This is a genomic window from Ruegeria sp. CE9, from assembly GCF_056537425.1.
The window spans coordinates 302,001-325,511 of record NZ_JBQFRO010000003.1 but is presented as its reverse complement, the minus strand read 5'-3'; the positions used below and the strand labels follow the sequence as shown (position 1 = coordinate 325,511).

General features: G+C 54.1%; 20 protein-coding genes, 1 tRNA gene and 1 pseudogene. 17 read left to right on the top strand and 5 right to left on the bottom strand.

Features of this window, described 5'->3' with window-relative positions; all coding sequences use genetic code 11:
- Positions 1-29: 29 nt before the first annotated feature.
- The 6 genes and pseudogenes from ACR0B3_RS08710 to ACR0B3_RS08685 form a co-directional block, all read left to right on the top strand.
- Positions 30-938, top strand: a complete 909-nt coding sequence (locus tag ACR0B3_RS08710) for an ABC transporter permease (RefSeq protein WP_480808709.1) — start codon at positions 30-32, stop codon at positions 936-938.
- A 2-nt stretch (positions 939-940) separates the two neighbouring features.
- Positions 941-1,807 carry an ABC transporter permease gene (locus tag ACR0B3_RS08705; protein ID WP_480808708.1) on the top strand — a complete coding sequence of 289 codons (867 nt, stop codon included), beginning with the start codon at positions 941-943 and terminating at the stop codon, positions 1,805-1,807.
- 12 nt (positions 1,808-1,819) lie between these two features.
- Positions 1,820-2,932 carry a nucleoside hydrolase gene (locus tag ACR0B3_RS08700; protein WP_480808707.1) on the top strand — a complete coding sequence of 371 codons (1,113 nt, stop codon included), beginning with the start codon at positions 1,820-1,822 and terminating at the stop codon, positions 2,930-2,932.
- A gap of 434 nt (positions 2,933-3,366) precedes the next feature.
- Positions 3,367-3,621 (top strand): DUF3489 domain-containing protein, encoded by a 255-nt coding sequence (locus ACR0B3_RS08695; protein ID WP_480808706.1) that lies wholly within the window; start codon positions 3,367-3,369, stop codon positions 3,619-3,621.
- Between the two features lie 272 nt (positions 3,622-3,893).
- Complete coding sequence (locus tag ACR0B3_RS08690) at positions 3,894-4,043, top strand: DUF2924 domain-containing protein (protein WP_480808705.1); 150 nt, start codon at positions 3,894-3,896, stop codon at positions 4,041-4,043.
- Positions 4,043-4,663 (top strand): annotated as a pseudogene (locus ACR0B3_RS08685) (recombinase family protein); the annotation flags it as partial. The gene ACR0B3_RS08690 and the pseudogene ACR0B3_RS08685, both read left to right, overlap by 1 nt.
- A 614-nt stretch (positions 4,664-5,277) precedes the next feature.
- Here the strand turns inward: ACR0B3_RS08685 and ACR0B3_RS08680 are convergent.
- Positions 5,278-5,988, bottom strand: coding sequence for a class I SAM-dependent methyltransferase (locus ACR0B3_RS08680; protein ID WP_480808704.1), 711 nt, complete (start codon positions 5,986-5,988; stop codon positions 5,278-5,280).
- Between the two features lie 49 nt (positions 5,989-6,037).
- Here ACR0B3_RS08680 and ACR0B3_RS08675 point away from each other — a divergent pair, with 49 nt between their 5' ends.
- From ACR0B3_RS08675 to ACR0B3_RS08665, 3 genes are all read left to right on the top strand, one after another.
- A complete protein-coding gene (locus ACR0B3_RS08675; protein ID WP_480808703.1) occupies positions 6,038-6,970 on the top strand; it encodes an HTH domain-containing protein in 933 nt (310 codons plus the stop codon).
- Positions 6,957-8,549: a hypothetical protein gene (locus ACR0B3_RS08670; protein WP_480808702.1), complete on the top strand. Its 1,593-nt coding sequence runs from the start codon at positions 6,957-6,959 to the stop codon at positions 8,547-8,549. Before ACR0B3_RS08675 ends, ACR0B3_RS08670 begins: the two co-directional genes overlap by 14 nt.
- 353 nt (positions 8,550-8,902) lie before the next feature.
- On the top strand, positions 8,903-10,075 hold the full coding sequence (locus ACR0B3_RS08665) for a tyrosine-type recombinase/integrase (protein ID WP_480808701.1): 1,173 nt from the start codon (positions 8,903-8,905) through the stop codon (positions 10,073-10,075).
- 208 nt (positions 10,076-10,283) lie between these two features.
- Here the strand turns inward: ACR0B3_RS08665 and ACR0B3_RS08660 are convergent.
- Positions 10,284-10,358: transfer RNA gene (locus ACR0B3_RS08660), tRNA-Gln, on the bottom strand.
- A 360-nt stretch (positions 10,359-10,718) separates the two neighbouring features.
- Here ACR0B3_RS08660 and ACR0B3_RS08655 point away from each other — a divergent pair.
- The gene (locus tag ACR0B3_RS08655) at positions 10,719-11,234 is read left to right on the top strand and encodes a ferritin (protein ID WP_480808700.1); all 516 of its coding nucleotides are present in this window, start codon (positions 10,719-10,721) and stop codon (positions 11,232-11,234) included.
- 22 nt (positions 11,235-11,256) lie between these two features.
- Here the strand turns inward: ACR0B3_RS08655 and ACR0B3_RS08650 are convergent, their stop codons facing one another.
- Positions 11,257-11,739: an SH3 domain-containing protein gene (locus tag ACR0B3_RS08650; protein WP_480808817.1), complete on the bottom strand. Its 483-nt coding sequence runs from the start codon at positions 11,737-11,739 to the stop codon at positions 11,257-11,259.
- A 176-nt stretch (positions 11,740-11,915) separates the two neighbouring features.
- Between ACR0B3_RS08650 and ACR0B3_RS08645 the strand changes: the two genes are divergently transcribed.
- The 4 genes from ACR0B3_RS08645 to ACR0B3_RS08630 all read left to right on the top strand — a co-directional run bounded on the left by ACR0B3_RS08645 (position 11,916) and on the right by ACR0B3_RS08630 (position 18,390).
- Positions 11,916-12,902, top strand: a complete 987-nt coding sequence (locus tag ACR0B3_RS08645) for a 2-hydroxyacid dehydrogenase (protein WP_480808699.1) — start codon at positions 11,916-11,918, stop codon at positions 12,900-12,902.
- A gap of 27 nt (positions 12,903-12,929) precedes the next feature.
- Positions 12,930-14,327: an FAD-binding oxidoreductase gene (locus ACR0B3_RS08640; RefSeq protein ID WP_480808698.1), complete on the top strand. Its 1,398-nt coding sequence runs from the start codon at positions 12,930-12,932 to the stop codon at positions 14,325-14,327.
- Positions 14,328-14,413: 86 nt separating this feature from the next.
- A complete protein-coding gene (locus tag ACR0B3_RS08635) occupies positions 14,414-15,742 on the top strand; it encodes a DUF1068 domain-containing protein (protein WP_480808697.1) in 1,329 nt (442 codons plus the stop codon).
- A gap of 140 nt (positions 15,743-15,882) precedes the next feature.
- Entirely contained in the window at positions 15,883-18,390 is a 2,508-nt protein-coding gene (locus ACR0B3_RS08630) for a GcvT family protein (protein ID WP_480808696.1), read from the top strand.
- Between the two features lie 127 nt (positions 18,391-18,517).
- On the opposite strand, the gene ACR0B3_RS08625 is transcribed toward ACR0B3_RS08630, so the two are convergent.
- Together ACR0B3_RS08625 and ACR0B3_RS08620 are read right to left on the bottom strand one after the other, a co-directional pair.
- Positions 18,518-19,171 carry a DUF938 domain-containing protein gene (locus ACR0B3_RS08625; RefSeq protein WP_480808695.1) on the bottom strand — a complete coding sequence of 218 codons (654 nt, stop codon included), beginning with the start codon at positions 19,169-19,171 and terminating at the stop codon, positions 18,518-18,520.
- Entirely contained in the window at positions 19,171-20,235 is a 1,065-nt protein-coding gene (locus ACR0B3_RS08620; protein WP_480808694.1) for an NAD(P)/FAD-dependent oxidoreductase, read from the bottom strand. Before ACR0B3_RS08620 ends, ACR0B3_RS08625 begins: the two co-directional genes overlap by 1 nt.
- 203 nt (positions 20,236-20,438) lie before the next feature.
- On the opposite strand from ACR0B3_RS08620, the gene ACR0B3_RS08615 reads away from it, so the two are divergent.
- The 3 genes from ACR0B3_RS08615 to ACR0B3_RS08605 all read left to right on the top strand — a co-directional run bounded on the left by ACR0B3_RS08615 (position 20,439) and on the right by ACR0B3_RS08605 (position 23,468).
- On the top strand, positions 20,439-20,849 hold the full coding sequence (locus ACR0B3_RS08615) for a hypothetical protein (RefSeq protein ID WP_480808816.1): 411 nt from the start codon (positions 20,439-20,441) through the stop codon (positions 20,847-20,849).
- 3 nt (positions 20,850-20,852) lie between these two features.
- Positions 20,853-22,085: an HlyD family secretion protein gene (locus ACR0B3_RS08610; protein ID WP_170723713.1), complete on the top strand. Its 1,233-nt coding sequence runs from the start codon at positions 20,853-20,855 to the stop codon at positions 22,083-22,085.
- 243 nt (positions 22,086-22,328) lie between these two features.
- Entirely contained in the window at positions 22,329-23,468 is a 1,140-nt protein-coding gene (locus ACR0B3_RS08605; RefSeq protein ID WP_480808693.1) for a serine hydrolase domain-containing protein, read from the top strand.
- The last annotated feature ends 43 nt before the right edge of the window (positions 23,469-23,511 follow it).

Sequence of the window (23,511 nt, the reverse complement as noted above, 5' to 3'; positions counted from 1 at the left end):
CTTGCGGGGGCTCGAACAAGGATTTGACGATGGGTGGTTCCGCATCAAACGAACTTGCAAGGCTGCGTCGGGAACGACGGCTGATGCTGTTGCAATTGCTGCCGGTTGTGCTGGTCCTGACGGTGCTGTTTGGCGGCGCCCTTGTGCTGGGCGTGATGCAATCGCTGGGCTTTGCGCCCTGGTTCGGTGTGAACACCTTTCCCGATTTTTCCTATTTCGGCGCGCTGTGGAGCCAGGCTTCTTTTTGGCAATCTCTCTGGCTGACGCTGTATTATGCCGTGGCGGCGACCATTCTTTCGCTGGTGCTAGGCATTTTGCTGGCGCTTGCGCTGGTGCGGACCTTTCCGTCCAAAACGCTGTATAAATACCTGTATAAACTACCGCTGATGATCCCCTACACAGTCGGGATTGCGCTGGCCGTAATTATGTTGGGTAACGGCGGAATGCTGTCGCGGCTGATGGCTTTCGCGGGTCTGATCGACGACCCGGCGCAGTTTCCACAGATCCTCAAGACGCATATGGGCTGGGGCATTATCGCCGTCTATGTCTGGAAACAAACCCCGTTTGTTGCCCTGACCATCTATGCCGTTCTGCTGGGCGTCGGGCGCGAGACGGAAGAGGCCGCGGCGATCCTGGGGGCCAACAAGCGGCAGATTTTCTTTTTGGTAACGCTGCCACAGATCCTGCCGGGGATCATTTCATCGACACTCATCATCTTTGCTTTCAACATCGGCGCGTTCGAGGCACCGTTCATCCTTGGCGGTGGCTTCCCTGACACGCTGCCGGTGGTTGCCTGGCGATATTTCAACGACGCGGATTACACGCTGCAGCTGCAGGGGATGGCAACGGTTGTGTCCATCGCCCTGATCGCTGGCGGTATCCTTTACAGCTACCTTGCGATTTACCGGCGCTATGAACGCCGTATCGGGAGGCAATGACAATGGCGCGTCGGAATGCCAAAGCCACAGCCCTAAGCGAACGGCTTTCACCCTTTCAGAAAGTCTATTTATGGCTTATCGCAGGGTTCATTCTGGGCCCCTTCATCCCGCTGATCATCCAGAGTTTTGCGTTCCGCTGGGCCTGGCCTGATCTGTTGCCCAGCACATGGTGGCTGGAGCAACGCGAGAAATCCGTGCTGCCGCTGGCCTGGGACTACGTGATCTCACCCTATAGCCAGGTGTGGGAGGCGACGCTGAACACGGTCTTCATCGGATGCGCGGTAACGGTGATCTGTCTGATTATCTGCCTTCCTGCGGCCCGCGTTCTAGCGCGCGAAAGCTTTCGCGGCAAACCGGCCTTTGAGTTCTTCCTGTCTATGCCCCTGATCGTGCCCGATGCCGCCATAGGCATCGCGCTACTGATGATCTTTATACAGATCGGGCTCGCCGGGACATATACGGGAATCATCATTGTCCACCTCATCCCGACGATCCCTTACATGATCCGCATGCTGACCGCTGTTTATCAGGGACTGGGACGTGACTTCGAAGAACAGGCGATGATCCTTGGCGCATCGCGCTGGCAGATTCTGCGCATGGTAACCTTGCCAATGCTGCTGCCGGGCGTGGTCGCAGGGGCGCTGTTCACGTTTCTGGTCTCCACCAACATCTTCCTTCTGACCTTTTTCATGGGTCAGGGCAAAATCATCACATTGCCAACGCTGCTATTTTCGAAAATCGCTGGCGGGACGCTGGATGCATCTGCGGCGGGCATCACGCTGGTTGTGACCGTGCCCGGTATCATCCTTTTGGTCATAACCGAGCGGTTCATCAAAGAAGAGGCATTTGGCAAAGGCTTCGGCAATTAGAAAGGCAACGACATGATGACTTTGAGAGAGGCCGTAGAACGGTTCACCCCGCTTGATCCTGAGTTGATGAAAGCCCGGCTGGACCGACCGGGCCCAATGCCACGCGTTATCATCGACACCGACACCGCCAACGAGATCGACGATCAATATGCCGTGGCCTGGGCGCTGTTGTCGCAGGACCGCCTGAACCTCGAAGGTGTTACAGCCGCACCCTATTCATTCCTGCACCATCGAGATGGACTTTATGATGCGGTCGCTGCCCTGCAAAAGGGCGGCGGAACAGACCACGACAGCAAGTTTGTGGGCCCTTTCGCAGGATGGGCGCAGCGATTGCTGGCCGATGGGCGAACAGCGGATGACATTGAATTCGTGACACCAGACGTTGGCGAGGCGCGCTCGTACGATGAGATCATTCGCGTATTTGACGCTTGCGGTGCCTCCCACAACGGTCGCGTGTTCCATGGCTCGACACAGCACTTACCGTCCTATGACGCGCCGGTGGATTCCGATGCCGCCCAGTTTATCATCAAACAGGCGCGTAATCGCGAAGATGGGCCGGTTTACGTTCTTGCAATGGGAGCGTTGCCAAACATCGGCTCGGCCTTGCTGATGGCGCCTGACATCATTGACAATATTGTTGTGGTCTGGACCTCTGGCTTTCCCAGCTATGCCCCGTTTTGCAATGAACCCTCACTGAACCTTGTGCAAGACCAGCTATCATCGCGCCTTTTGTTCGAGTGTGGCGTGCCGCATGTGTATCTGCCAGGCTATCATGTCGGCGCGCAGCTGACGATTTCCAAGCCGGAAATGGAGGCATTTGTTAAGGGCCGCGGCGCAATTGGTGACTATCTTTGGCATCTCTACACCAACAATCCGTTGCACGTGAAATACGCGATATCAGAGCCGGATACAAAAACATGGGTGATCTGGGACATTATCAATGTGGCCTGGATGCTTGATGCCGCCTATGTACCGACCCATCTGACAACCTCACCTCATCTGAGCGCCAATCTATACTGGGAAACCGACCCATCCCGCCACCTGATGCGCGAAGCCTATGACGTTGCGCGAGATGCAATTTTCGAGAGTTTTTACCACGCGCTTGCAAAAGGCAGTTCCGATTGATTGCTGCCCACAGGCCGGCTGAGCAATGTTGATCATGTCACACGAACTCGGCCACAAAATACTTCACTACTGAAAGCGTGAGATCCACCTTTCCCGGCTTGTTCAGCGAAGATCGCGATCCTCGTCGCTGGCCAACTGAACTAGGTTTTGGTTCTCCTGAAACAGGAGGCACACATCGGGTGGCTACCGCGTCAAAGACTTAAAGAGCGGTCTTGGTGAATCCAAAAGGGTTAATCGAATGTCCGCTCGGAAGGTTTGTTCAATTGTCTTTAGCATTCGCAGCGAACTTCCGCTTCCCGCCCACTTACAGTAAACAACTGGACTTTGGCTTGTACGGAAGCGGTACTGACGACGGTTGAGATTCGCCCGGGGCACCCGGGCTCCACTCAGTACAGGGCGCAGGATGAGCCTGTGCCCGCAAAGTGGAGAAGAAAATGACCAAGGCAGTCAACCTGGAAATCAAAACAACGCCCGCCAAACCCGCCCGGAACAACCTGACGCGACAGCAACAGTTGCAGAAACTGTTGTCCCGCAAGGCTGGTGCAACCATTGCGCAGTTTCAGAACGCCTTTGGATGGCAACCGCATTCCGCGCGCGCGGCGATTTCGATGTTGCGCAAGGCGGGACATACTGGTGAGCGATCTGGATCTGGCAAAGGTACGCTCTACCGGATAGTGAAGTTGGTGTGATCGCCGTGGATCCTATGCGCGCGGATCGTGACCTTTCGAAGACATTTGACGACATTGAACACCTGGATCGCCCCGGCTGTCTTGACCGATGGCGGGAAGTGTTCGGTCGGTCGCCGCCAAAATACCTGTCCCCGCAGTTCATGAAGCGGGTACTAATCTGGGAACTACAGAACCGGGAATTTGGAGGGTTGTCTGCGAAGGCAGAACGCTGACTGCAGAATATCGCGTTGGGAAAAACGCCGCCTCCTAGTCTGAAGCCGGGGTCACATCTGGTGCGGGAATGGAACGGACGCACCTATCAGATTGACGTGGTTGATCGTGGGTTCGTCATGGACGGCAAAACATGGCGTTCCCTGTCCGCCATAGCAAAGCACATCACCGGAGCGCACTGGTCCGGGCCGCGGTTCTTCGGGGTTCAGTGATGCGACGCATCCGCTGCGCCATTTACACTCGGAAAGGCTCGGAGGAGGGGCTGGAGCAGGATTTCAACTCACTCGATGCCCAGCGGGAAGCCTGCGTAGCATACATCGCGAGCCAGAAGCATGAGGGTTGGGAGTTACTGCCGGATCACTATGACGATGGTGGCATCTCGGGCGGTCATTTGGACCGCCCCGCACTGCAGCGGCTGATGCAGGCCGTTTACCAGAAACGCGTGGTTCAGATTGTTGTCTACAAGATTGACCGGCTGACGCGCTCGCTGGCTGATTTTGCAAAGCTGGTCGAACGTCTCGACGCGGCCGACGCATCGTTTGTGTCCGTTACCCAGTCCTTTAATACGTCGACCAGTATGGGTCGCCTGACACTCAACGTGCTGCTCAGCTTCGCTCAGTTCGAACGGGAAGTCGCCGCTGAGCGTATCCGGGATAAAATTGCTGCCTCAAAATGCAAGGGTCTTTGGATGGGCGGGAACGTTCCACTTGGGTATCAGGCTGACGGCCGGACACTCAAAATCGACGAGGAAGAAGCTGAGATCATCAGGACGCTTTACGATCTCTATCTGGAGCATCACACCATTCTTGACGTGAAAGAGCAGGCGGAAGAGGACATTTCCAAACGCCGCGTTCCGGATGTGGTCGATCTGGCCATGCTGGCGCCTGATGTTCTGGATGCCATCGCTGCAGGCGAGCAACGTGTCGGCCTGACCACGAATTTCCTAATCAAGTCCGGCTTCCCAGCGATCTGGTCAGAACAGCGCCAGCAGTTCGCTGCGCTCTGATCTAAAGACTTTTCAAAACACACTAAACTCGTACCGTCGGTTTCGCGAACTGAGACTGCGGCCGGAAATCGGCTATTGTTGTGCTCACGTTCGCGTCTCAGCTCAAATCGTCAAAAACTAAGTCCCTTAAAATTGGCCACATTCGGCGACCAATTATTCAGTGTGTGATTAAATGGAAAATCATGGCTGGGGTGGTAGGATTCGAACCTACGATACACGGTACCAAAATGTAAGTATACGTGACACGAGGCGAGAATCCCTTGCCTTTTTTTACTTTAAGTTCAGTTCCTTACGATCCACTAACCTGCGACATGTGCGGATTTGCTAACACTTGCGAGCATTGTGCAAGCTTTCTCTTTCCTTGAACATCATGGCGCATCAGAAAGCATCATCTACTGTGGTAAATTTCCACAGTAAATTGAGGTAGGCGACGATCCGAATCATGCGGGATGTCGCTCAGGTTTCCTGCAGCCAATCAGCAGCACCGAAGGTGAGCTTCGGTTTTCAATCCCTCTTACCGAGTTTAGGTGATCTTGAGGCTGCGGTTCGTCCAACTCGAGCAAAGTAAATCCTGCTGAAACTACGGCTGAAATGACCTCCGATATAGTGCGATGGCGATACGGTACTTCGTAGCCAAGCCAACGATAGGTTCTTGGACCGATGTCAAAGTAGCCAGAGACGTTCCAAGACGGCTCTTTACTAGATTCATCGCCGCCGGTGGGATTTGCTGTTCGAATTGGATGCCTTTGGCTAAACAAAAAAACACCACCCGGTTCCAGCCACTCATATACTGAAGCGCACAACCTGTTTAAGTCCGCGACTAAGTGCATCGCCATTCCCGAGACAACCATGTCGGGGCTTACTGTCGGTCGGAAGCTCTCAAATGGCTCACAAAAGAGTTGAACATTGCTTTTATTGATGGCTGCGCGCGTACGAGCAATCATGGCGGGTGATTGGTCAACTGAAACAACTTCAGAACACAACTCGGCCAATGCCGACGTCAGACCACCAGTTCCGCAGCCAAGCTCAACAACACGTCGAGGTGCGAACTTTTGTACTCTCGCTATGATAGCGGGTTCATCTATACAAGAGTTCACGCTATCCTCTTCATTGCGCCTTCTGTTGAAGCGTCCCACGAATGCCTCGTCCATGAAGGGATCATCCGACGTCATTGCTTAATTCAACCTTTCCAAACTGTTAATGTCAGACTCCTATCTAACATTGGCCGAGAAGGCCATCAGACACTCGCGTAGGCCGCTTCATCCGAAAGAAATTCTGGATGTGGCGTCGCAGCAGGGCATTGTGCCTGAGCATCTGTACGGCAAAACGCAGTATAAGACGCTTGCTGCTAGACTGAGTACAGAGATCAGGGAGCGAGCTGCCAAGTCTCCGTTTTATCGGACTGCAGCAAATCGCTTCTTTCTGCGTGATCTGGAGACAGAACAGTATGCAGAATACGAAGCACCTCGACGAGAGAAGACGCTTCACAATGAGCACGTGCTTACGCTTCCGGAGATATTCTTAAGAAAAGAGGAAGCTGATGGGTTGTTGCTGGAAATTGACTCGGTCATCGAAAGTGCAGATAGGGAGGAAGCCTTTCGCTATGTTGTGAGGAAAGACGCCGAACGCCGGTTCGACATCAAACAAATCATATCTTACGCAATCATCTTCCAAGACGGAAAAGTTCTGACCTACCGGCGCGGTGTATTTAATACTGCAGCGGACGAACTGCAGGGGATGAGGAGTATTGGTTTTGGGGGCCATGTTTCCGATCAGGACCTAAATCTGTTTGACTCTTCCGGTCATGGGATCGTTGAGAATGCAAGGCGTGAGCTTCGTGAAGAACTTGTTTTTGATCAAGACGAGACCGAAAGGTTGGAGCGCCCAGATAGTTTCAAAATTCTTTGCGGGATTAATACGTATGAAACATCTGAAGCGCGCAAGCACATTGCTGTAGTGATCGTCTATTTTTGTTCGCGCGAATTCGAGCCAAAAAAGAACGAAATGTCCATCAACGACCTCCGGTGGACTAATCTTTCTAATCCAGAAAATGACCTAAGCTCCTTTGAGCCTTGGTCGAAAACGATTCTATCTGCAATTTACTCAGGTGAGCTGTCTATTGAGAGAAATTAACTCTTCAGAATACACGGATCACCCGATATTCCTTCACATTCTAAATCGAGAACTGCACGATGCAATTGGGAAGCCAATAGACGTCGATGAAATTCTTGCGACTATACAGATATTTTCGGTCGTATCTGCCCAAACCATTTTTTGCAATGCCTCTCAAATCCACGAAGTGCTGTATAATCGTGCGGACATGCTTCAGGAAATCTTACAACTTTCTAAGATTGGACGGTTCGTAGATCACTCGGATTATGGTTCCTACGAGGAGTTTCGAGAAAGCCGCAAGGAGAAGTTTTCTCACTCGGCTCACTTACATCCTGGCTTCTTTTTGGCCCCGCAGCCAGAGCTAAAGAAACTTCTGCATGGTTCGATGGGTAATGCAGTTTCTACGACAGGTCATATAGAGAAGAACCTGAATCTTTGGCTCGAAGATAAGCCGATTAGCGCGTTGAGCAGTACGCTGTCGCAAAACGATGCGCGAATATTAAGGGCTAACGAGGAGTGGATCGGTCGTACTCTAAGGCAGCGCGATCAGAAGGCGTTGACGTTCGATGTATTTGAGCAAACTGCGTCGCGTACAATCGAGCCGAGATCGGAAGGAGCCATACGCCGTTCGTTGACTGAGCTCTACATAGATAGCTACGTCAACTCCTTCGATGCCCGTTGTATTTGGGGTTATCGTGGAAAAAACCATTTCGAGAGAACCAAACTTCTCGCTGGGTTACACATACAATTTGCCGTTACGGTTCTCGAACAGGTTGGGATCACTGAAAACCTGAAGAAAACGGATGCGTTCGGGCGGATTAAGAGGATCACGTCAGATAAAGACGACGCTGCCGCATACTTCCGTCAAGGGTACGCAGAGTATGCTGCCTCAATAGACTCACGTTTCGACGATCCACTGTCTTGGCATAGCTGCAATGCAGTCATTACTGCTTCAATTCATCAAGCCCGGTCCAGTGGAATACTTAGACCACAGCGTACGTCACACTCCTACAAGGACCTGTTGTCTCGAGGTGGAGATATTCTCACAGAAGCTGCCCGCAAAAGTGCTGGCTCTGTTCCCGCGCAAGTGAACCAAACCTATGCTTCTACCGCATTGCCAGAAGTTCAGAATGTAATGCCCAGCACGCAATTCAATGTGAACATACAGGTGTCTGCACCACACCAAAAGGTCTTGCCGCAACAGAACCATCCTTGGTGGCAGAGTTATGTAGTTCTCGTCTTAGTAGGAGGACTTCTTAGCGGGGTCGCGAGCTATTTGGCCTTGCCGATGTTTTTTGAATGGTCGAGTGGCGGGCGCGCGATTGCGTCCATTTTGGCTGCACTGGCCGCAGGAGCAGTTATATTTTGGTTCCACCCCGATAACTACTATCGGAGAATGGCGCTATTAGGTTTGGCTGCCGCCGCTGCAGGTGGTTTGAGTTACCGGCTCGAGTTTCAGAGCTGGCTTGATCAGGTGACTGGTAGCTTTGAGGTTGGAAATCTTCCATCAAATCTGTTGATTGTTGGCGGTCTACTTTTTGCATGTTTGAATATAATAATTGATGCAAAAACTCGTTGGAATCGTGAAGGCGGGCGGTGATCAGGGATGAGCAAAAGTCGTACAGCGTCTCCCGAAAATCCCAAACTCATGCCAAAAATAGCGATTTGAGATTTCATTTTTTCGAGCTGAAGAATCGCCGCATTCTAAAGTCAGTTTGAATTGCTGATTTTTGGCACGTTTCCATTGCCAGATTTTCGCAAATTTTTGTCAATTCTGCACTTGAAGTATCTTTTTTGTGCAAAGTGTAATTCTAAATGACATTGGGCGACGTATTGCATCGAATTCTGGTGTGTTGATATTTGGAATTTTATCATATCCCTTGGGTGTTTAACAGACTTTAAATCTGGATATTTCTCCTCAATGTAGCGCTCCTCAACGACAAGGAGAAACAGATGGCTGCGCTTTATAAGAGGAAAATGGAACAAAGAACGGTTTATCGGGTAGTTGGTAAACCAGTGGGTGGAAAACGGAAAGAAAAAACTTTCCGGTCGCGAAGTGAAGCTAAAAAGTGTTTAGCGTCTCTAATCAGAGCTGAAGAGCGAGGAGAAAGTTGGATTGAGCAAAAAAGTTTCTTGGAATTGGCAGATGAGTATATGCAAGCGTCTGCTGTCGGCCGAGATGGGAAAAGACCGTTAGAGGTTTCGACCCTGCATGCTTATAATCATTATCTCAATGCGTTCATTTTTCCAAAAATTGGAAAAATTCCAATTGGTGATCTGAATCGGGACAAATTAATTGAGTTGATAATTCTGTTGAAAGCTGAATGTAAGTCCGTCAAGACAGCAGAGCACGCACTAAACCTTGTAAAAGCAATTCTTAATTGGGGTGTCGACCGCGACTTGATCCCCAAGCATTTTGCTCGAAACCTAAGCGTTCAACCGAATACTAGAGGGCCAAGGAAAACTCCGGGCGCGTTTTCAGATGATGAAATGCGGAGGATATTTTCCAGCCTTCGCGACCTATGCACATATGGTACTCCGCGCGACGTGGACAGGTGGCGTGGTTACGCGTCGTTGGTTATGCTGCTGGCTACAACAGGAGTCAGAATTTCAGAAGCCTTAGGTCTGCGTTGGGAAGATTTCACAGAGAACTATTCTCACGTGTCAATTTCGCGGCGCGTCGACACCTTGAGAAGAGGGATGACACAAGAAGACCGAATAGGGGACTTGAAGACCGCGAACTCTTACCGAAAACTAGCAGTAGTTCCTGAGCTGCGCGAGTTATTGTTATCAAAGCTGCGAACAAGTCAGAGTCCTTGGGTCTTCGCCTCGAAATCTGGCTATCCAAAGCACTACCATTCGGTCCGCAATCACTGCTGGGTTCCGCTGCTTAGACACGCTCGTGTGGAGCACAGAGGGTTTCATTGTCTTCGGCACTATGTTGCGTCGTCGGTGATGTTGGAAGGGAAGTACCTAGAAGCCTTCAAAATGCTCGGACACCACACCGCAAGTTTTACGATGACTCAGTACGGTCATGTAATCGATGATGGCTCAGATCGCTTTTGCGAAATCTCTAGTGGTTTGCTCGACAAATTTAAGGGGCAACGCTCAGAGGCGATCCTTTGATGGTATTTGCTAACTACAAGAAGGATAGCGGAACCGTGATCCGCTATCCAAATCCGAACGTCGAAGGCTTGTTAAACGAAGCGAATTTCTGTGGATTGGGCGTTGGTTGGAGGAGAATCTACCACAAAAAACGTGGCAAACCTTGTCCCTTACTGCACGCATCGACAGAGCGAGCCGCGATTAAATATCAGAAAACATTACAGAAAATTGGCTGGGGTGGTAGGATTCGAACCTACGATACACGGTACCAAAAACCGCTGCCTTACCACTTGGCTACACCCCAACGGTGAGCGGCTATCTACGACTGTTGCTTGCGGGGTTCAAGGGCTTTTTTGGACAAAAACTATATCGATCTACAAAAAAATTTCTGAGGTCAGATGGCGGTCTTTGATTTGCTCTTACAGGGTAATAAGCGAGAGGTTCATTGGTTTCCAATGTATGATGTTCTTCAGCGTCTATTGGTTCTCCGGATATTGCGATGCCACATTAATCCCGCAGTGGAATTTTGCATGTGTTTTGGCTTTGGCGATGCCTGATCTCGCGTAATATGCTGATAGGTATCGAAAATTACTTGCGAAGATTGAATTTTTCAGATGTGAAGTTAACTTGGACACAGTCATAATCCGGTAAATAGGAGCGAGCCATGAAACTGAACTCATCGGTCGCAGATGCCCTGAATCGGCAGATCAACAGCGAACTTCATGCTTCATACACCTATCTTGGAATGGCAGCATATTTTGAGGCGCAGGATCTGCCTGGTTTTGCCAGTTGGTACCGAGAGCAGTCCGCCGAAGAGAATACGCACGCGATGCGCATTTTCGACTTTATCGCAAAGCGTGGTGGGCGGATTGAGCTTGACGGTATTGCAAAGCCGCGAACGGAATATGACTCACCCGTTGATGCGCTTGAGCAATCCTTGGCGCAGGAGCAGGCGGTAACGGGGCAGATAAACGCACTGTTTGAGTTGGCACATGAGGTCAAGGAATTTGGCACACAGAACATGCTGAACTGGTTTCTGAACGAGCAAGTTGAAGAAGAAGATCTGTTCACAACGATTCTGGATAAGGCAAAAGCCGCAGGTAGTGATCGTTGGAACCTTTTGCTGCTGGATCAGGAGCTTGGCAATCGCGGCGGTGGTGAGGCTGACCCCGAAGCTTAGGGTTGCTAGTCGGCGCTGCTTTTCACTCGCGAATTTCAGCAGGATCGACGCCCCAAAGATTGCTTTTGAGAGTCCAGCCGCGATAGCCACCGGCAGAGATGCGACACCAGTCGGGCGAGCACTTTTCTAGTCGCGCGACGACACCGGTCTCGAATTGTGCGTTCACTTGTGATTGCGGGTTGGGCATGGCGTATACCGGCAACAGATCGGATTCGATCAGAACGGTCCGCACACCAGAGAGCAAGGCATAGTGCACCCAGCCTCCGGCACCATCGCGGTCCTGCACTTTGCGCCAGTTTCCGTATTCGGCTGTGATCTGCAAGGGCATACCACGCCGCTTGAACACCCAATCGATTCGATGAGTCAAAGAGGGACCGCGCCGCACATTGCCTTCAGCCGCTTTCATTGACACGTACCGGGGAAGCGGAAGGTTTGTGACTTGCCCACGCGTTTCTTGCCCATAGGCCGCCAAGGCGCCGAACACGGTAAGGAACGCCGAAATCATCGCCACAAAACGGCGGTTCACTGAAAAACTAGCACTCACTGCCTGTCTGCTCTTATGCCTGTCGATCGTACGCAAAAAAAGGTTGAGACGATGCCTCTGGGGTTCTTGTGCCCCGTGTAATCCTGCGCCACGATGCCATGGAGCGCGACTGTTTGCAAAGCGGTAGGAGGGTCGAGGTGCCAAGAGAACGTCTGAGTGTTGTTGTTACGCGACGGTTGCCCGAAATGGTGGAAACACGGCTGAGTGAGCTGTTCGATGTCAAGCTACGCGACACCGATGACCCCATGACACGAGAAGAGCTGGTGGCGGCTGTTAACGAGGCGGATGTCCTGGTTCCGACCATCACGGATACCATCGATGGCGGTATTCTGGGGCAGGCGGGCGATAACTTGCGTCTGATCGCGAACTACGGAGCGGGCGTCGATAACATCGATGTGGCGACGGCGCGACAGCGGGGCATTCTGGTATCGAACACTCCGGGTGTGTTGACTGATGATACAGCAGATATGACGATGGCGCTGATCCTGGCGGTTACACGGCGTATCCCCGAAGGTCTGGGCGTAATGCAAAAAGGTGATTGGGCCGGTTGGGCCCCGACCGCATTGCTGGGTGGCCGGGTAAGTGGGCGCCGTTTGGGTATTCTGGGGATGGGTCGGATCGGACAAGCTGTTGCTAGGCGTGCCAGCGCCTTCGGGATGCAGGTGCACTATCACAATCGCCGCAGACTCCGCCCGGAGACCGAACAAGAATTAGAGGCAACCTATTGGGACAGTCTGGACCAAATGGTGGCACGGATGGACGTCATTTCGATCAATTGCCCGTCCACGCCTTCGACCTTTCATCTGATGAATGCGCGGCGATTGAAATTGATGAAACCCTCGGCCGTGATTGTGAATACGTCTCGCGGGGAAGTTGTCGATGAAAATGCCCTGACACGCATGATCCGAGCGGGGGAAATCGCAGGCGCAGGCCTTGATGTCTATGAGCAGGGAACGAACGTAAATCCTCGGCTTCGGCAGTTGCCAAATGTCGTGCTGCTGCCTCACATGGGCTCGGCCACGCTCGAAGGGCGGATCGAGATGGGCGAGAAGGTTATCATCAACATCAAGACATTCGAAGACGGTCATCGCCCGCCTGATCAGGTCGTGCCCGCAATGCTATAGGTTCCGGTCTGGGAAAAGGAAAAGTTGATGGTGCAGGCAGCCGCTTTGCCGCGAAATGAGGCCGGGATTGAAACGGCGATCGGGATATTAAAGCAAAGGTTCGGGGATCGGTTGCACACCGGGGCCGCAATCCGTGAGCAGCATGGACACACCACAACGTGGATCGAGAACCAAAGCCCGGATGCGGTCGTGTTCGTTCAATCCACTGAAGAAGTGGCAGAGATTGTTAAAACCTGTGCGGCGCATAAGGTGCCGGTCATACCGTTTGGCACAGGCACGTCGCTTGAGGGTCATGTGAATGCCCCCGCCGGCGGCATCTCTGTCGATCTGAGCCAGATGAACAAGATTTTGGCGGTCAATGTTGGTGATCTGGATTGCGTGGTTCAGCCGGGCGTCACTCGTGCCGATCTGAATACCCACCTTCGGGACCAGGGTCTGTTCTTTCCGATAGATCCGGGTGCCAACGCATCACTGGGCGGCATGGCCGCGACGCGCGCGTCCGGCACAAATGCTGTTCGGTATGGGACGATGCGGGATAATGTGCTTAGCCTTGAGGCGGTCATGCCAGATGGGCAAGTGATCCGAACAGGTCATCGGGCCCGTAAATCCTCGGCCGGATACGATCTGGCGCGTTTGTTGATCGGCGCAGAGGGCACTCTGGGCATCATTACCGAGATTACACTGCGTCTGCATGGTATCCCCGAGGCTATCAGTTCGGCCCGGTGTTCGTTCCCAACGGTGGACGCGGCCTGTCAGGCGGTGATGATGACCATTCAATACGGCATCCCGGTCGCACGGATCGAACTGCTCGATCAGATGTCGGTCAGGGCGGCGAATGCGTATTCCGGGCTGGATCTTCCTGAGACACCGCTGCTGCTGCTTGAATTTCATGGCTCGGAAAGTGGTGCGGTAGAGCAGGCAGAAACCTTTGGTCAGATCGCTGAAGAGTTCGGTGGAAACGACTTTGCGGCGACTTCAACAACCGAAGAGCGTAACAAGCTTTGGCAGGCGCGACACGATATGTATTGGGCTTGCCTACAATTGCGCCCCGGTTCCAGCGGAATTTCAACCGATGTCTGCGTTCCAATCTCGCGCCTGGCCGAGTGCGTGTCGGCGGCTCAGGAAAAGGCCACTGAATTGGGCCTGATAGCCCCGATTGTGGGCCACGTGGGTGACGGAAACTTCCATACCCTGTTGTTGATCGACATGGATAATGCTGCCGAAGTTGCGAATGCAGAGAACTTTGTCGGATGGCTGAATGATCTTGCGATATCGATGGAGGGGACCTGCACGGGTGAGCACGGGATTGGGCAGGGCAAGCGCCCTTATTTGGTGAAAGAGCTTGGCGCGGCGACGGATTATATGGCGGCGATCAAATCTGCGCTGGATCCTGATAACATCATGAATCCGGGTAAGATTCTCTGAATTCATCTTATCGCGCAGTCATAACAACGCCTCATTTTTGTGTGAACAAACTGGGTCAGAGCAGTATTTGATTCCGAGGTTGAGTTATGGGCGCGTTGCGATTCATTGGATTCCTATTGGTTGCCGCCGTAGTTATCGCAGGTCTGGACTACTACCAGCAGGATAAGAAAACCGACAGCAGGTTATCCTTCAACGGGTATGTGGATACCATCAACGATCGGTTCAACTTATATCAGGCTGAACTCGCTGCCGAAGAAGTTGAGCAAGCGCGGCAGAAACGCTGGAAGGAAGGGCCCAAGCCGCATCTTCCTGCTTCGGGTGAAACCTGGGTGCGTCGCGCAATCGTTGATGCTGATTATGCCCGGGATGCACGCGAGGGGGTTCTGCAAGATGGTATAAGCGAAGCCGCCCAGCCACTGGCTAAGAAACTTGCCGTACAGGAAGCCCAGCAATTGGCCATCAAACTTGATCGCACCAGCGCAGTCTATGAAGATGGCAAGCATACAGTATGGTTGCAGATGCGTTTCAGACAAAACGCCAAGTCCAATACTCTGGTCGGAAACATATCGATGACCATGGACGGCTTGGGTACGGGAACACGAGACTATACGCCATTCGGCCTGATCGGTGGCGTCGCGTATTTTCAGTTTGCGCGGAACAAATACAGCCCCATCACAGTGGATGATCGTTCTTTTTGGTCGATGGTCACCGCCGGTATCACCGATCTGAAAGAAGAGCCTAGCTTTGATATCTACAAAGCGACAATTGGATTGGGCGAAGAAATTCGCCTGCAACTGTATTCAGATGCACCGGCATCAAAGCTGCGCGGTTTTTTGGAGCAGTTGGACTATGATCAACTGAACGCTTTGCTCAGCATGCCAGTGCCCGGGGTTGGCAATGGGGCAAATTCTGACCCGGAGCGCGAAGGGGAACTGGCCGCAGAGATGGCCGGATTGCGCAAAGAATTCGTCAAATTGCGCCGCGAACTGGCTCAGCTGCGTCTTGAGAACATGGATGAGCTTTCGCTGATGGCAAATACGCTGGCCGGTCAATATGGCCTGCCGAATGACGCGTTCGATCTAACCGCAAACAGGATCGATTCATCAGAAGATCTGGTTCAGGTTGGATATCGGAAAGGCCTCGCAGATATCCTGGAAGGCGAGATTCAGAAGTCCGAGTCTGATGGCGGTGGCGTACTCGGGCGGCTCTTTGCGAAGATTGGCAGAGATTCTGAAATCGAGGGTGAAGCGCCAGCGGGCGAGGGCGGCGGGTTTCTAGGCGGGCTGATGTTGGTATTTTCCGGATCGGGAGGCGACACAGAGACAGTGGTCCGCGTCAACAAGGGCGGTTCGGGGTCAACTAGCGAATGCCAGTCTAAAGGGGTATTCAAGCGCTGCACACTCGGAGGGGGCTAAGACTCTCTGTCAGAGGGCTAAAAACGATCCGGTACAATTGTCGGGTCGTTTTTCTATTATCACTGGTCGGATGAATGTCGCGGCGGGTACCGCAAATGCGCCATATGGTGTCAACAGAATCCAAGGGGAGACACCCGGCTATGAAAACCCAAGTCAAAGCACTGGTCGTTGGCGGCGGCGCCGTTGGGACCTCGATCGCCTATCACCTGGCCAAAGCAGGCTGGGACGATGTCATGCTGATCGAACGGGACGAGCTGACGTCCGGGTCCACATGGCACGCCGCTGGCCTGCTGCCGCTGTTCAACATGTCTTATGCGACGACCCATATCCACAAATACTCGGTCGATTTCTACAAAACGCTTGAGGAAGAAACAGGCCTGAACGCGGGTTTTGCTGTGGTCGGGAACCTGCGCATGGCACAGACGCAGGATCGTATGGACGAATACATGCTCTATGCGTCGACCGCTGAAACCTGCGACGTTGCCTATGAATGGCTGACCCCGGATCAGATCAAGGAACGCTGGCCGCTGATCGAGACCTCGGACCTGAAAGGCGCGATCTATCACACCGAAGATGGCTACATTAATCCCGCAGACGTGACCCAGGCGATGGCCAAAGGTGCCCGTCAGCGCGGTGTTGAGATCGTGCGCAAGCTGCAGGCCGATGCCTTCCATTGGAACGGCACCCACTGGGAGGTGACCTGTACCAAGATGGTGGAAAAAGGCGGCAATCTGGTCGAAAGCGACGAGCAGGTGGTGATCACCGCTGAACATGTCGTAACCGCATCCGGCAACCACGCGCAGCGCACCGCCAAAATGCTGGGCATCAAGATGCCCGCGATCCCGGTCGAGCATACCTTCATCGTCATGGACAAAGACCCTGAACTGGTCAGATGGCGCGAAGCGGGCAACCCCGAGCACCCCGTTGTCCGTGACGCCGACAACGAATCCTACGCGCGTGAAGAGCGTGGCGGCTGGATATTGGGCATCTACGAACACGGCGCGCCCGCGCGTTTTGAACATGGTGTGCCAGACAGCTTCCGCGCCGACCTGTTTCCGCTGGATCTGGACCGGATTGCGGATCAATACATGGCGATGGCCGAACGCGTGCCGTCCTGTGCTGAGTCCGGTCTGAAAGACGATTTCAACGGCCCGATCTGCTACACACCTGATGGCAACCCGCTGGTCGGTCCCGCTCCGGGTCTGCGCAACATGTGGCTTGCTGAAGGCTTCAGTTTTGGCATCACCGCTGCGGGCGGCACCGGTTATTATCTGGCTCAGATGATGGTCGATGGCGAAGCCGAGATCGACATGGCTTCGCTGGACCCCAAGCGGTACTCGTCCAACTGGATGACCACCGAGTTCGCGGCACGCAAGAACGAAGAGTGCTATGAGCACGTCTACATCCTCCACCACCCTGACGAAGAGCGCGAAGCCTGCCGTCCGCTGCGTACCGTTCCGGCGTACGACCGCCAGAAAGCACGTGGCGCACAGTTCGGCTGGGTGAACGGATGGGAACGTCCGAACTATTATGGCCCGCTGGATGCAGCGGACAATTTCGATAAGGAAAGCCGCAGCTTCCGCCGCAGCGGTTGGTGGCAGTATGCGGTCGAAGAGGCCAAAGCGATCCGCGAAGGCGTTGGCCTCATCGACGCCTCAGCCTTCACCAAGCACGTTGTCAAAGGGCCCGGTGCGACCCAGTTCCTCGACTGGTTTACCTGCAACAAACTGCCCAAGGTCGGACGCATCAACCTGACCTATGCGCTGACCTCGCACGGCACCACTCGCACTGAATATACCATCGTTCGTAACGGCGAGAACAACTACTACATCGTCTCTGCCGGTGCCTGGACCGAGTACGACGCGGACTACCTGCGTAAGGCGGCCGAGGACAAGATGGAGGAGTTCGGTTACATCGAATTCCAGGACGTGACCACTCAGTGGGGCGTCTTCGCCATCGCAGGGCCTAAGTCGCGCGACGTTTTGAAAGAGGTCATCAAGGACGCCGATCCGGAAACCGCGCTGTCCAACAAGCGCTTCCCGTGGTTGTCGGCCCGTCAGATCGAACTGGGTATGTGCCCGGTCAACGCGATCCGCGTGGCCTATACCGGTGAGCTGGGTTGGGAACTTCACCACCCGATCGAGATGCAGAATTACCTGTTCGATCTGTTGGAGAAGGCCGGTGAAAAGTACGGCATGAAGCTGGTCGGTGCACGCGCCCAGAACTGGCTGCGGCAGGAGAAATCCTATCGTGCCTTCGGCACCGAACTGGGTCGCGACGCGACCCCGCTGGAAGCCGACCTGCCGCGCTTTGTCGACCTGTCCAAGGACTTCCACGGTAAGGCCAAGCTGGAAGAGACCGGCGTGCGCGTGAAATGCTGTACTCTGCTGATCGACGGACCGGGCGACGCCGATCCGTGGGGTCGCGAGGCGCTGTATACGCCAGAAGGCCAGCGCGTGGGGCGTCTGACCTCAGGCGGATATTCTGTGGCGTTCGAGAAATCCATCGGCATGGGCTACGTCAAGCCGGAGCTAGCGGTCGAAGGCACCAAGCTGCAGGTCAAGATGCAGGATAAGTTGTGGGATGCAGTCGTCACCTGCGACAGCCCTTATGATCCAAAAAACGAAGTCATCCGCAAAGACGGCTGATGTTTAGACAAGGCGGTGCTTATTCGGACCGCCGCTAGAAAGCCCGCCAGTGGCGGGCTTTTTATTGCGCTCAACACATAAAATAATAAGCATAGTTGTCGAAGCTGGGGGCCGACGATGACCTTAATCAGGATATCGAATTTTGCGCAACAAATGCCAAATTATTCGCTGGCATCTGGACGATTTCTATGAGCTCGAGGCCATTCTCGGCCAATAATGCCGTGATCTGGGTATCATCCTTGTACCCAATCTCTGGGTCCTGTTGAACCAAGGCGTTGTGAAACTGTAGGTCCCCCTTGCTGGTCAGACGTCCATCTCGTTTGAAGGGGCCATACAGAACCAATCTCCCGCCCCGATTCAGGACGCAGGCAGCTTCGGCAATCAGGGTTTCGGCCTCGGGCAAGCTGATCAAATGCAAGAGGTTGACCAGAATAACCAGATCCTGCCTCGACACTGCTTTGTCCCAACCAACCGCGGTTGCATCCAGGTGAATCGCAGGGGAAGTGTTTGCCAAGCCATCCGTATAGGCATCAATACTCGCACGCCGTTCAGAAGTGATTTCGCTGGGTTGCCAATGCAGTCCGGGTATTCGCCGGGCAAAGGCCGAGATATGTTGACCTGTGCCGCTGGCCAACTCCAACGCACGGCCCGACGATGGCGCCACGCGCACCAATAGTTCACAAAGAACTGCTGCATTTCTGCTCGCGGCTGGGGCGATCAGTTTGCTGCCAGCGCCTTCGGTCGCGACGCTGGCATTTGGGGGTAGGTTGCGTTTGGTCATCAGCGCAACCTTTCCGGGGTTAACGCCTGCACGCTTGCTGCATCGAGATCAGGGGCCGCACCCGTCATAAGATCAGCAACCAGTTGTGAGGCCGCTGGAGCGGTTTGAAATCCGTACCCGCCCTGACCAGCCGACCAAATGAACGAGGGCTCAGATGGATCAGGCCCAAGCACCAATGTACCATCCGCAACAAAAGAGCGAAGCCCGGCCCAATTGCTTTCAACGCGCGTCACGGGTTCGCTGACCATCGCTTCGTATCGGGCTAATCCTTCGGCAAGCACCATGTCATCCGCGAAGCTGTCGTGCGGAGTCGTCGGGTCTGCCTCACAAGGCGAAACCAGCAGCATTCCGGCGTCCGGTTTGGCATACCAGGCTTCGCCAACGCCCAGCATCATCGGCCAGCTTCGCAAATCATGCCCGCCCGGCGCCGGAATGCGCGCCATTGATCGACGATACGGCGTAATACCAATCGGTTGTATCCCCGCCATCCGTGCAACTTCATCAACCCACGCCCCGGCTGCATTCACCAAATTTATGGCTTCAAAGGTTTCGGAGGCTTCCACAATCCAGCGATCAGATTTTCGGATAGCTTGAACGCTCTGGCGTGTCAGGACTGTCCCACCATTGTGCCGGATGGTCCGGGCAAAGTCCTGAAGCATGCGATCCGTGTCGATATCCAATGCATTGTTACTGAGTGCCGCATAGCCAACGACTTCAGGGTTCAGGATCGGGATGCGGCCAAACGCGTCATCCACCGAAATCTCTTGGACTCCAAGGTCATGGGCGTCCTTAAGGAACAATGACCGTTGATCTTTCCCGCCAACAAGCATCAGACCCCGGTGTGTAAGATATGAACTTGCCTCAAAAAAATCGGCACTTGCTTCGTTCAGCGCTTTGACCGAAGTCGGGCCATACCCTTTTTCGAACAGGGCAGCCGATCGGCCTGATGCGTGATATCCCAGCGCATCCTCAGCCTCTAGAACCGCGACCGTACCGTGTTCAGAAAGGCGCGCTCCTGCGCTCAGCCCAGCTATTCCGCCGCCAATCACCAGAAAATCAATCATACGTTTCTTCCAATTTCGATCATCCAATGAACGCTGCCGCGAATTCTAGATCTGACCCTCAGGGCGGACCTTCGCATGCGCATCGCTGAACGAAAAGGCACAAGCTGCAAGCAATGGAAACTTGATCGCAGGCGACCAGCCTGCTTTTAGTGCGAACGACGCAAGATTCGGAGGCGGACGTGAACGCGGCAGACATTCACCCGATGGCAACGGGGCACATACCCTCGTATGTTACGCAGGCAGACGGTAGCGATTTCCTTTTCACATTCATGGTTGTTTTCACCGTTGGGATGGTCGTGTTGATCGGGGTCGCTTACTTTACGCTGCACTCGATCCCTGAAAAAATGGCGCATGAAACCAACCACCCGCAATTCCAGCTTGTTGGAATTCTGGCACTTCTGGCTTTGTTTACGCATAACGGTATTTTCTGGATCGCGGCTATTTTGGTGGCTGGCTTCCAGTTTCCGGATTTTGCCGCACCGCTACGCGCGATTGCAGATGCCATCCGATCGTTGGCGCCAGGGCAGGACAAGGAAGAGGTCTCAATCCCGCCTGAGCCGGACAGCGATCCCGAACCGTCTGATCCTTCCAAACCGGCAACACAGGGGCACTGAACCATGATTGAGACAATGCTGTGCGCCCTGATCACCGTGTTTCCCGATTATCTGTTCCGCCGCTTTGTTCAAGGCAAACGGATCGGGCATGAAATCACGCTGTTCACCATGTGGTACGAATTGCGTTGGGGGCTGACGACCTGCGCCATACTGGCACTGACCGTGATCACCACGCTGTTCTACTTTCACCCGGCCAGCAGCACTGCTGCGTCCTATTTTCGTACCGTGACGATCCTGCCGCAGTTGGGGGGGCGCGTGTCCGAAGTCTATGTGCGCAACAATGAGCAAGTGACAGCAGGGCAGCCGATCTTCCGAATCGAGGATTTTACGCAAACTGCACAGGTTGAGGCGGCCCATGCGCAGATCGCGCAGGTTCAGGCTTCGTTGAAAGTGGCTGAAACTGATCTGGCCGAAGCCGAGGCCGGGATCGCGGGTGCGCGCGCGGCTCTGGATCAGGCGCTGGAGGATCTGGAGCGCAATACCACGCTACGTGACGAAGGCTCCAGCGCGGTGCGTTTGGCCGAGATTGACCGGCTGGAGAATCTGGTTGCTGAACGTGAAGCGCAGGTCAATGCCGCTGTTTCCAAACGCGCAGCCGTCGTGCAACAGATTGAAGAGCTGATCCCGGCGCAGCTCGCCAGCGCCAATGCGCAGCTGGATGCCGCATTGACCGAGCTGGACAAAACCGTTGTCAGCGCAGGGGTGACGGGAAGGGTTGAACAATTTGGTCTTCAAGTCGGCGACTACGTCAGCCCGTTGCTGCGCCCCGCAGGGATACTGGTGCCGTCCTCTTCTGGACATGATCGGTTCCAGGCGGCGTTCAGTCAGCTTTCGGCACAGGTGATCAAGCCCGGCATGATTGGCGAATTGGGTTGTATGACCAAGCCGTTTACCGTGATCCCCGTGGTTGTGGTCGAGGTGCAGGATGTGATCCCGTCGGGGCAAATTCGCCCGTCGGATGAGTTGCGGGACGTACAGAACAACACCAATCCGGGATCGATCCTCGTCTACCTTGAACCGCTTTATAAAAGCATGGCCGATGATGTTCCGCCCGGCAGCAACTGTCTGGCAAACGTCTATACGGACAATCATGCCAAGCTCGAGGATGAGAACCTTGGCTTCTGGGAAAAGTCATTCCTGCATGTGGTGGATACGATTGGCGTCGTCCACGCGGCGGGTCTGCGCTTGCGCTTGATCCTGATGCCGGTGAATACGCTAGTGCTGACGGGGCATTGAAGCCTCTCAATGCTCTGACCGGCGACGTTGCCTTTCGAACGACGTTCATTCTAACGTCTTGTACCGCGACCCCGATCGGCCGGTGCAAAGCGAACGCGTGCCTAAGGCTGTTGCAGTTTACGTTGCTAATGTTCTGCCGGTCCGATTTGTAAGGCGTAGTTGTCTCTGTTCCGAACTACGCGACGTGGTGGCGGGTGCGCACGGCTAACGTCAACGCAGGGATGCAAATGGGAGGAAGGCAAGATGTCAAAAATGGACGAAGTTCTTAATGGCGCAGTCGCTGCGGGGGATGTGCCATTCGTTGTTGCAATGGCGGCCAATTCCAATGGAGTCACATATTCTGGCGCTGCTGGCCAAGCGTCCGAGAGTCGTGCCGCAAGTGAAGACACCGCGTTCCGCGTCTTTTCGATGACCAAAGCGGTCGGTTCGGTTGCTGCGATGATCCTGATCGATCGGGGAAAACTCTCTATGGGCACATCTGTTGCAGATATCTTGCCCGAGTGGAATGACCTGCAGGTGCTTGATGGATGGGACGGAGACACGCCGATCCTGCGGCCGCAGCGCACAACGGCGACGATCCGACATTTGGCGACCCATACCAGCGGGCTGGAGTACGAGTTTTGGAATCCGGACATGGCCAAATACCTTGAGGTGGCCGAGGCTCCGTCGATCCTGACCGGTACGAAGGCAGGGATGATGGCACCCTTGATGTCCGATCCCGGCACGCGCTGGGGATACGGGATGAGCATTGATTGGCTGGGACAAATTGTTGAAGCCGTAGACGGTAGATCGATTGTGGATTTCTGTCAGGAGGAGATATTTGATCCGCTCGGTATGCATGACACTGCATTCGAGCCCGATGCGCTGACCGAGCGTCTTGCCGACGTCTCCATCCGCGGAGAGGACGGAGTGCTGAGCCCATTTGAAATTGCGCCGCCGTCGCAGCCTGAAGTCTATGGTATGGGGCACGCGCTTTATTCCACCGCGCCAGATTATCTGTCCTTCCTCAGGATGGTTCTGAACGGGGGCCAATTGAACGGGAATCGGGTCCTCTCAGAAGTTGGAATGGAGCAGATGTTGGCTGACCAGATGCAAGGCTTGAAATTCCAGCGGATGGCGACGGTGGCGCCGCCCCTGACGGCAGATGTGGATCTTCCTGATGGGACCAGCCACAGCTTCGCATTTGTTCGTTTCGAGAATGATGTACCAGGAGGGCGGCGCTCTGGATCACAAAGTTGGGCAGGTGTGTGCAATACGCACTACTGGATTGACCCGGCCTCGGATGTGGCCGCTGTCATCATGACCCAGTCACTACCATTTGTCGAAGAGCCATATATGCGGACCTACCAAGCATTTGAGCAGGCGATTTACGCCAGCCACTAAGGCCATAAGTCAACTGGGCACGCAAACAAAAAAGGCCCGCTTA

Excerpts from the sequence above, each read along its gene's own strand:
- ACR0B3_RS08710 (WP_480808709.1), top strand. The coding sequence starts at position 30 with ATGGGTGGTTCCGCATCAAACGAACTTGCAAGGCTGCGTCGGGAACGA.
- ACR0B3_RS08705 (WP_480808708.1), top strand. The coding sequence starts at position 941 with ATGGCGCGTCGGAATGCCAAAGCCACAGCCCTAAGCGAACGGCTTTCA.
- ACR0B3_RS08700 (WP_480808707.1), top strand. The coding sequence starts at position 1,820 with ATGATGACTTTGAGAGAGGCCGTAGAACGGTTCACCCCGCTTGATCCT.
- ACR0B3_RS08695 (WP_480808706.1), top strand. The coding sequence starts at position 3,367 with ATGACCAAGGCAGTCAACCTGGAAATCAAAACAACGCCCGCCAAACCC.
- ACR0B3_RS08680 (WP_480808704.1), bottom strand. The coding sequence starts at position 5,988 with ATGGACGAGGCATTCGTGGGACGCTTCAACAGAAGGCGCAATGAAGAG.
- ACR0B3_RS08675 (WP_480808703.1), top strand. The coding sequence starts at position 6,038 with ATGTCAGACTCCTATCTAACATTGGCCGAGAAGGCCATCAGACACTCG.
- ACR0B3_RS08665 (WP_480808701.1), top strand. The coding sequence starts at position 8,903 with ATGGCTGCGCTTTATAAGAGGAAAATGGAACAAAGAACGGTTTATCGG.
- ACR0B3_RS08655 (WP_480808700.1), top strand. The coding sequence starts at position 10,719 with ATGAAACTGAACTCATCGGTCGCAGATGCCCTGAATCGGCAGATCAAC.
- ACR0B3_RS08650 (WP_480808817.1), bottom strand. The coding sequence starts at position 11,739 with ATGATTTCGGCGTTCCTTACCGTGTTCGGCGCCTTGGCGGCCTATGGG.
- ACR0B3_RS08640 (WP_480808698.1), top strand. The coding sequence starts at position 12,930 with ATGGTGCAGGCAGCCGCTTTGCCGCGAAATGAGGCCGGGATTGAAACG.
- ACR0B3_RS08635 (WP_480808697.1), top strand. The coding sequence starts at position 14,414 with ATGGGCGCGTTGCGATTCATTGGATTCCTATTGGTTGCCGCCGTAGTT.
- ACR0B3_RS08630 (WP_480808696.1), top strand. The coding sequence starts at position 15,883 with ATGAAAACCCAAGTCAAAGCACTGGTCGTTGGCGGCGGCGCCGTTGGG.
- ACR0B3_RS08625 (WP_480808695.1), bottom strand. The coding sequence starts at position 19,171 with ATGACCAAACGCAACCTACCCCCAAATGCCAGCGTCGCGACCGAAGGC.
- ACR0B3_RS08620 (WP_480808694.1), bottom strand. The coding sequence starts at position 20,235 with ATGATTGATTTTCTGGTGATTGGCGGCGGAATAGCTGGGCTGAGCGCA.
- ACR0B3_RS08615 (WP_480808816.1), top strand. The coding sequence starts at position 20,439 with ATGGCAACGGGGCACATACCCTCGTATGTTACGCAGGCAGACGGTAGC.
- ACR0B3_RS08610 (WP_170723713.1), top strand. The coding sequence starts at position 20,853 with ATGATTGAGACAATGCTGTGCGCCCTGATCACCGTGTTTCCCGATTAT.
- ACR0B3_RS08605 (WP_480808693.1), top strand. The coding sequence starts at position 22,329 with ATGTCAAAAATGGACGAAGTTCTTAATGGCGCAGTCGCTGCGGGGGAT.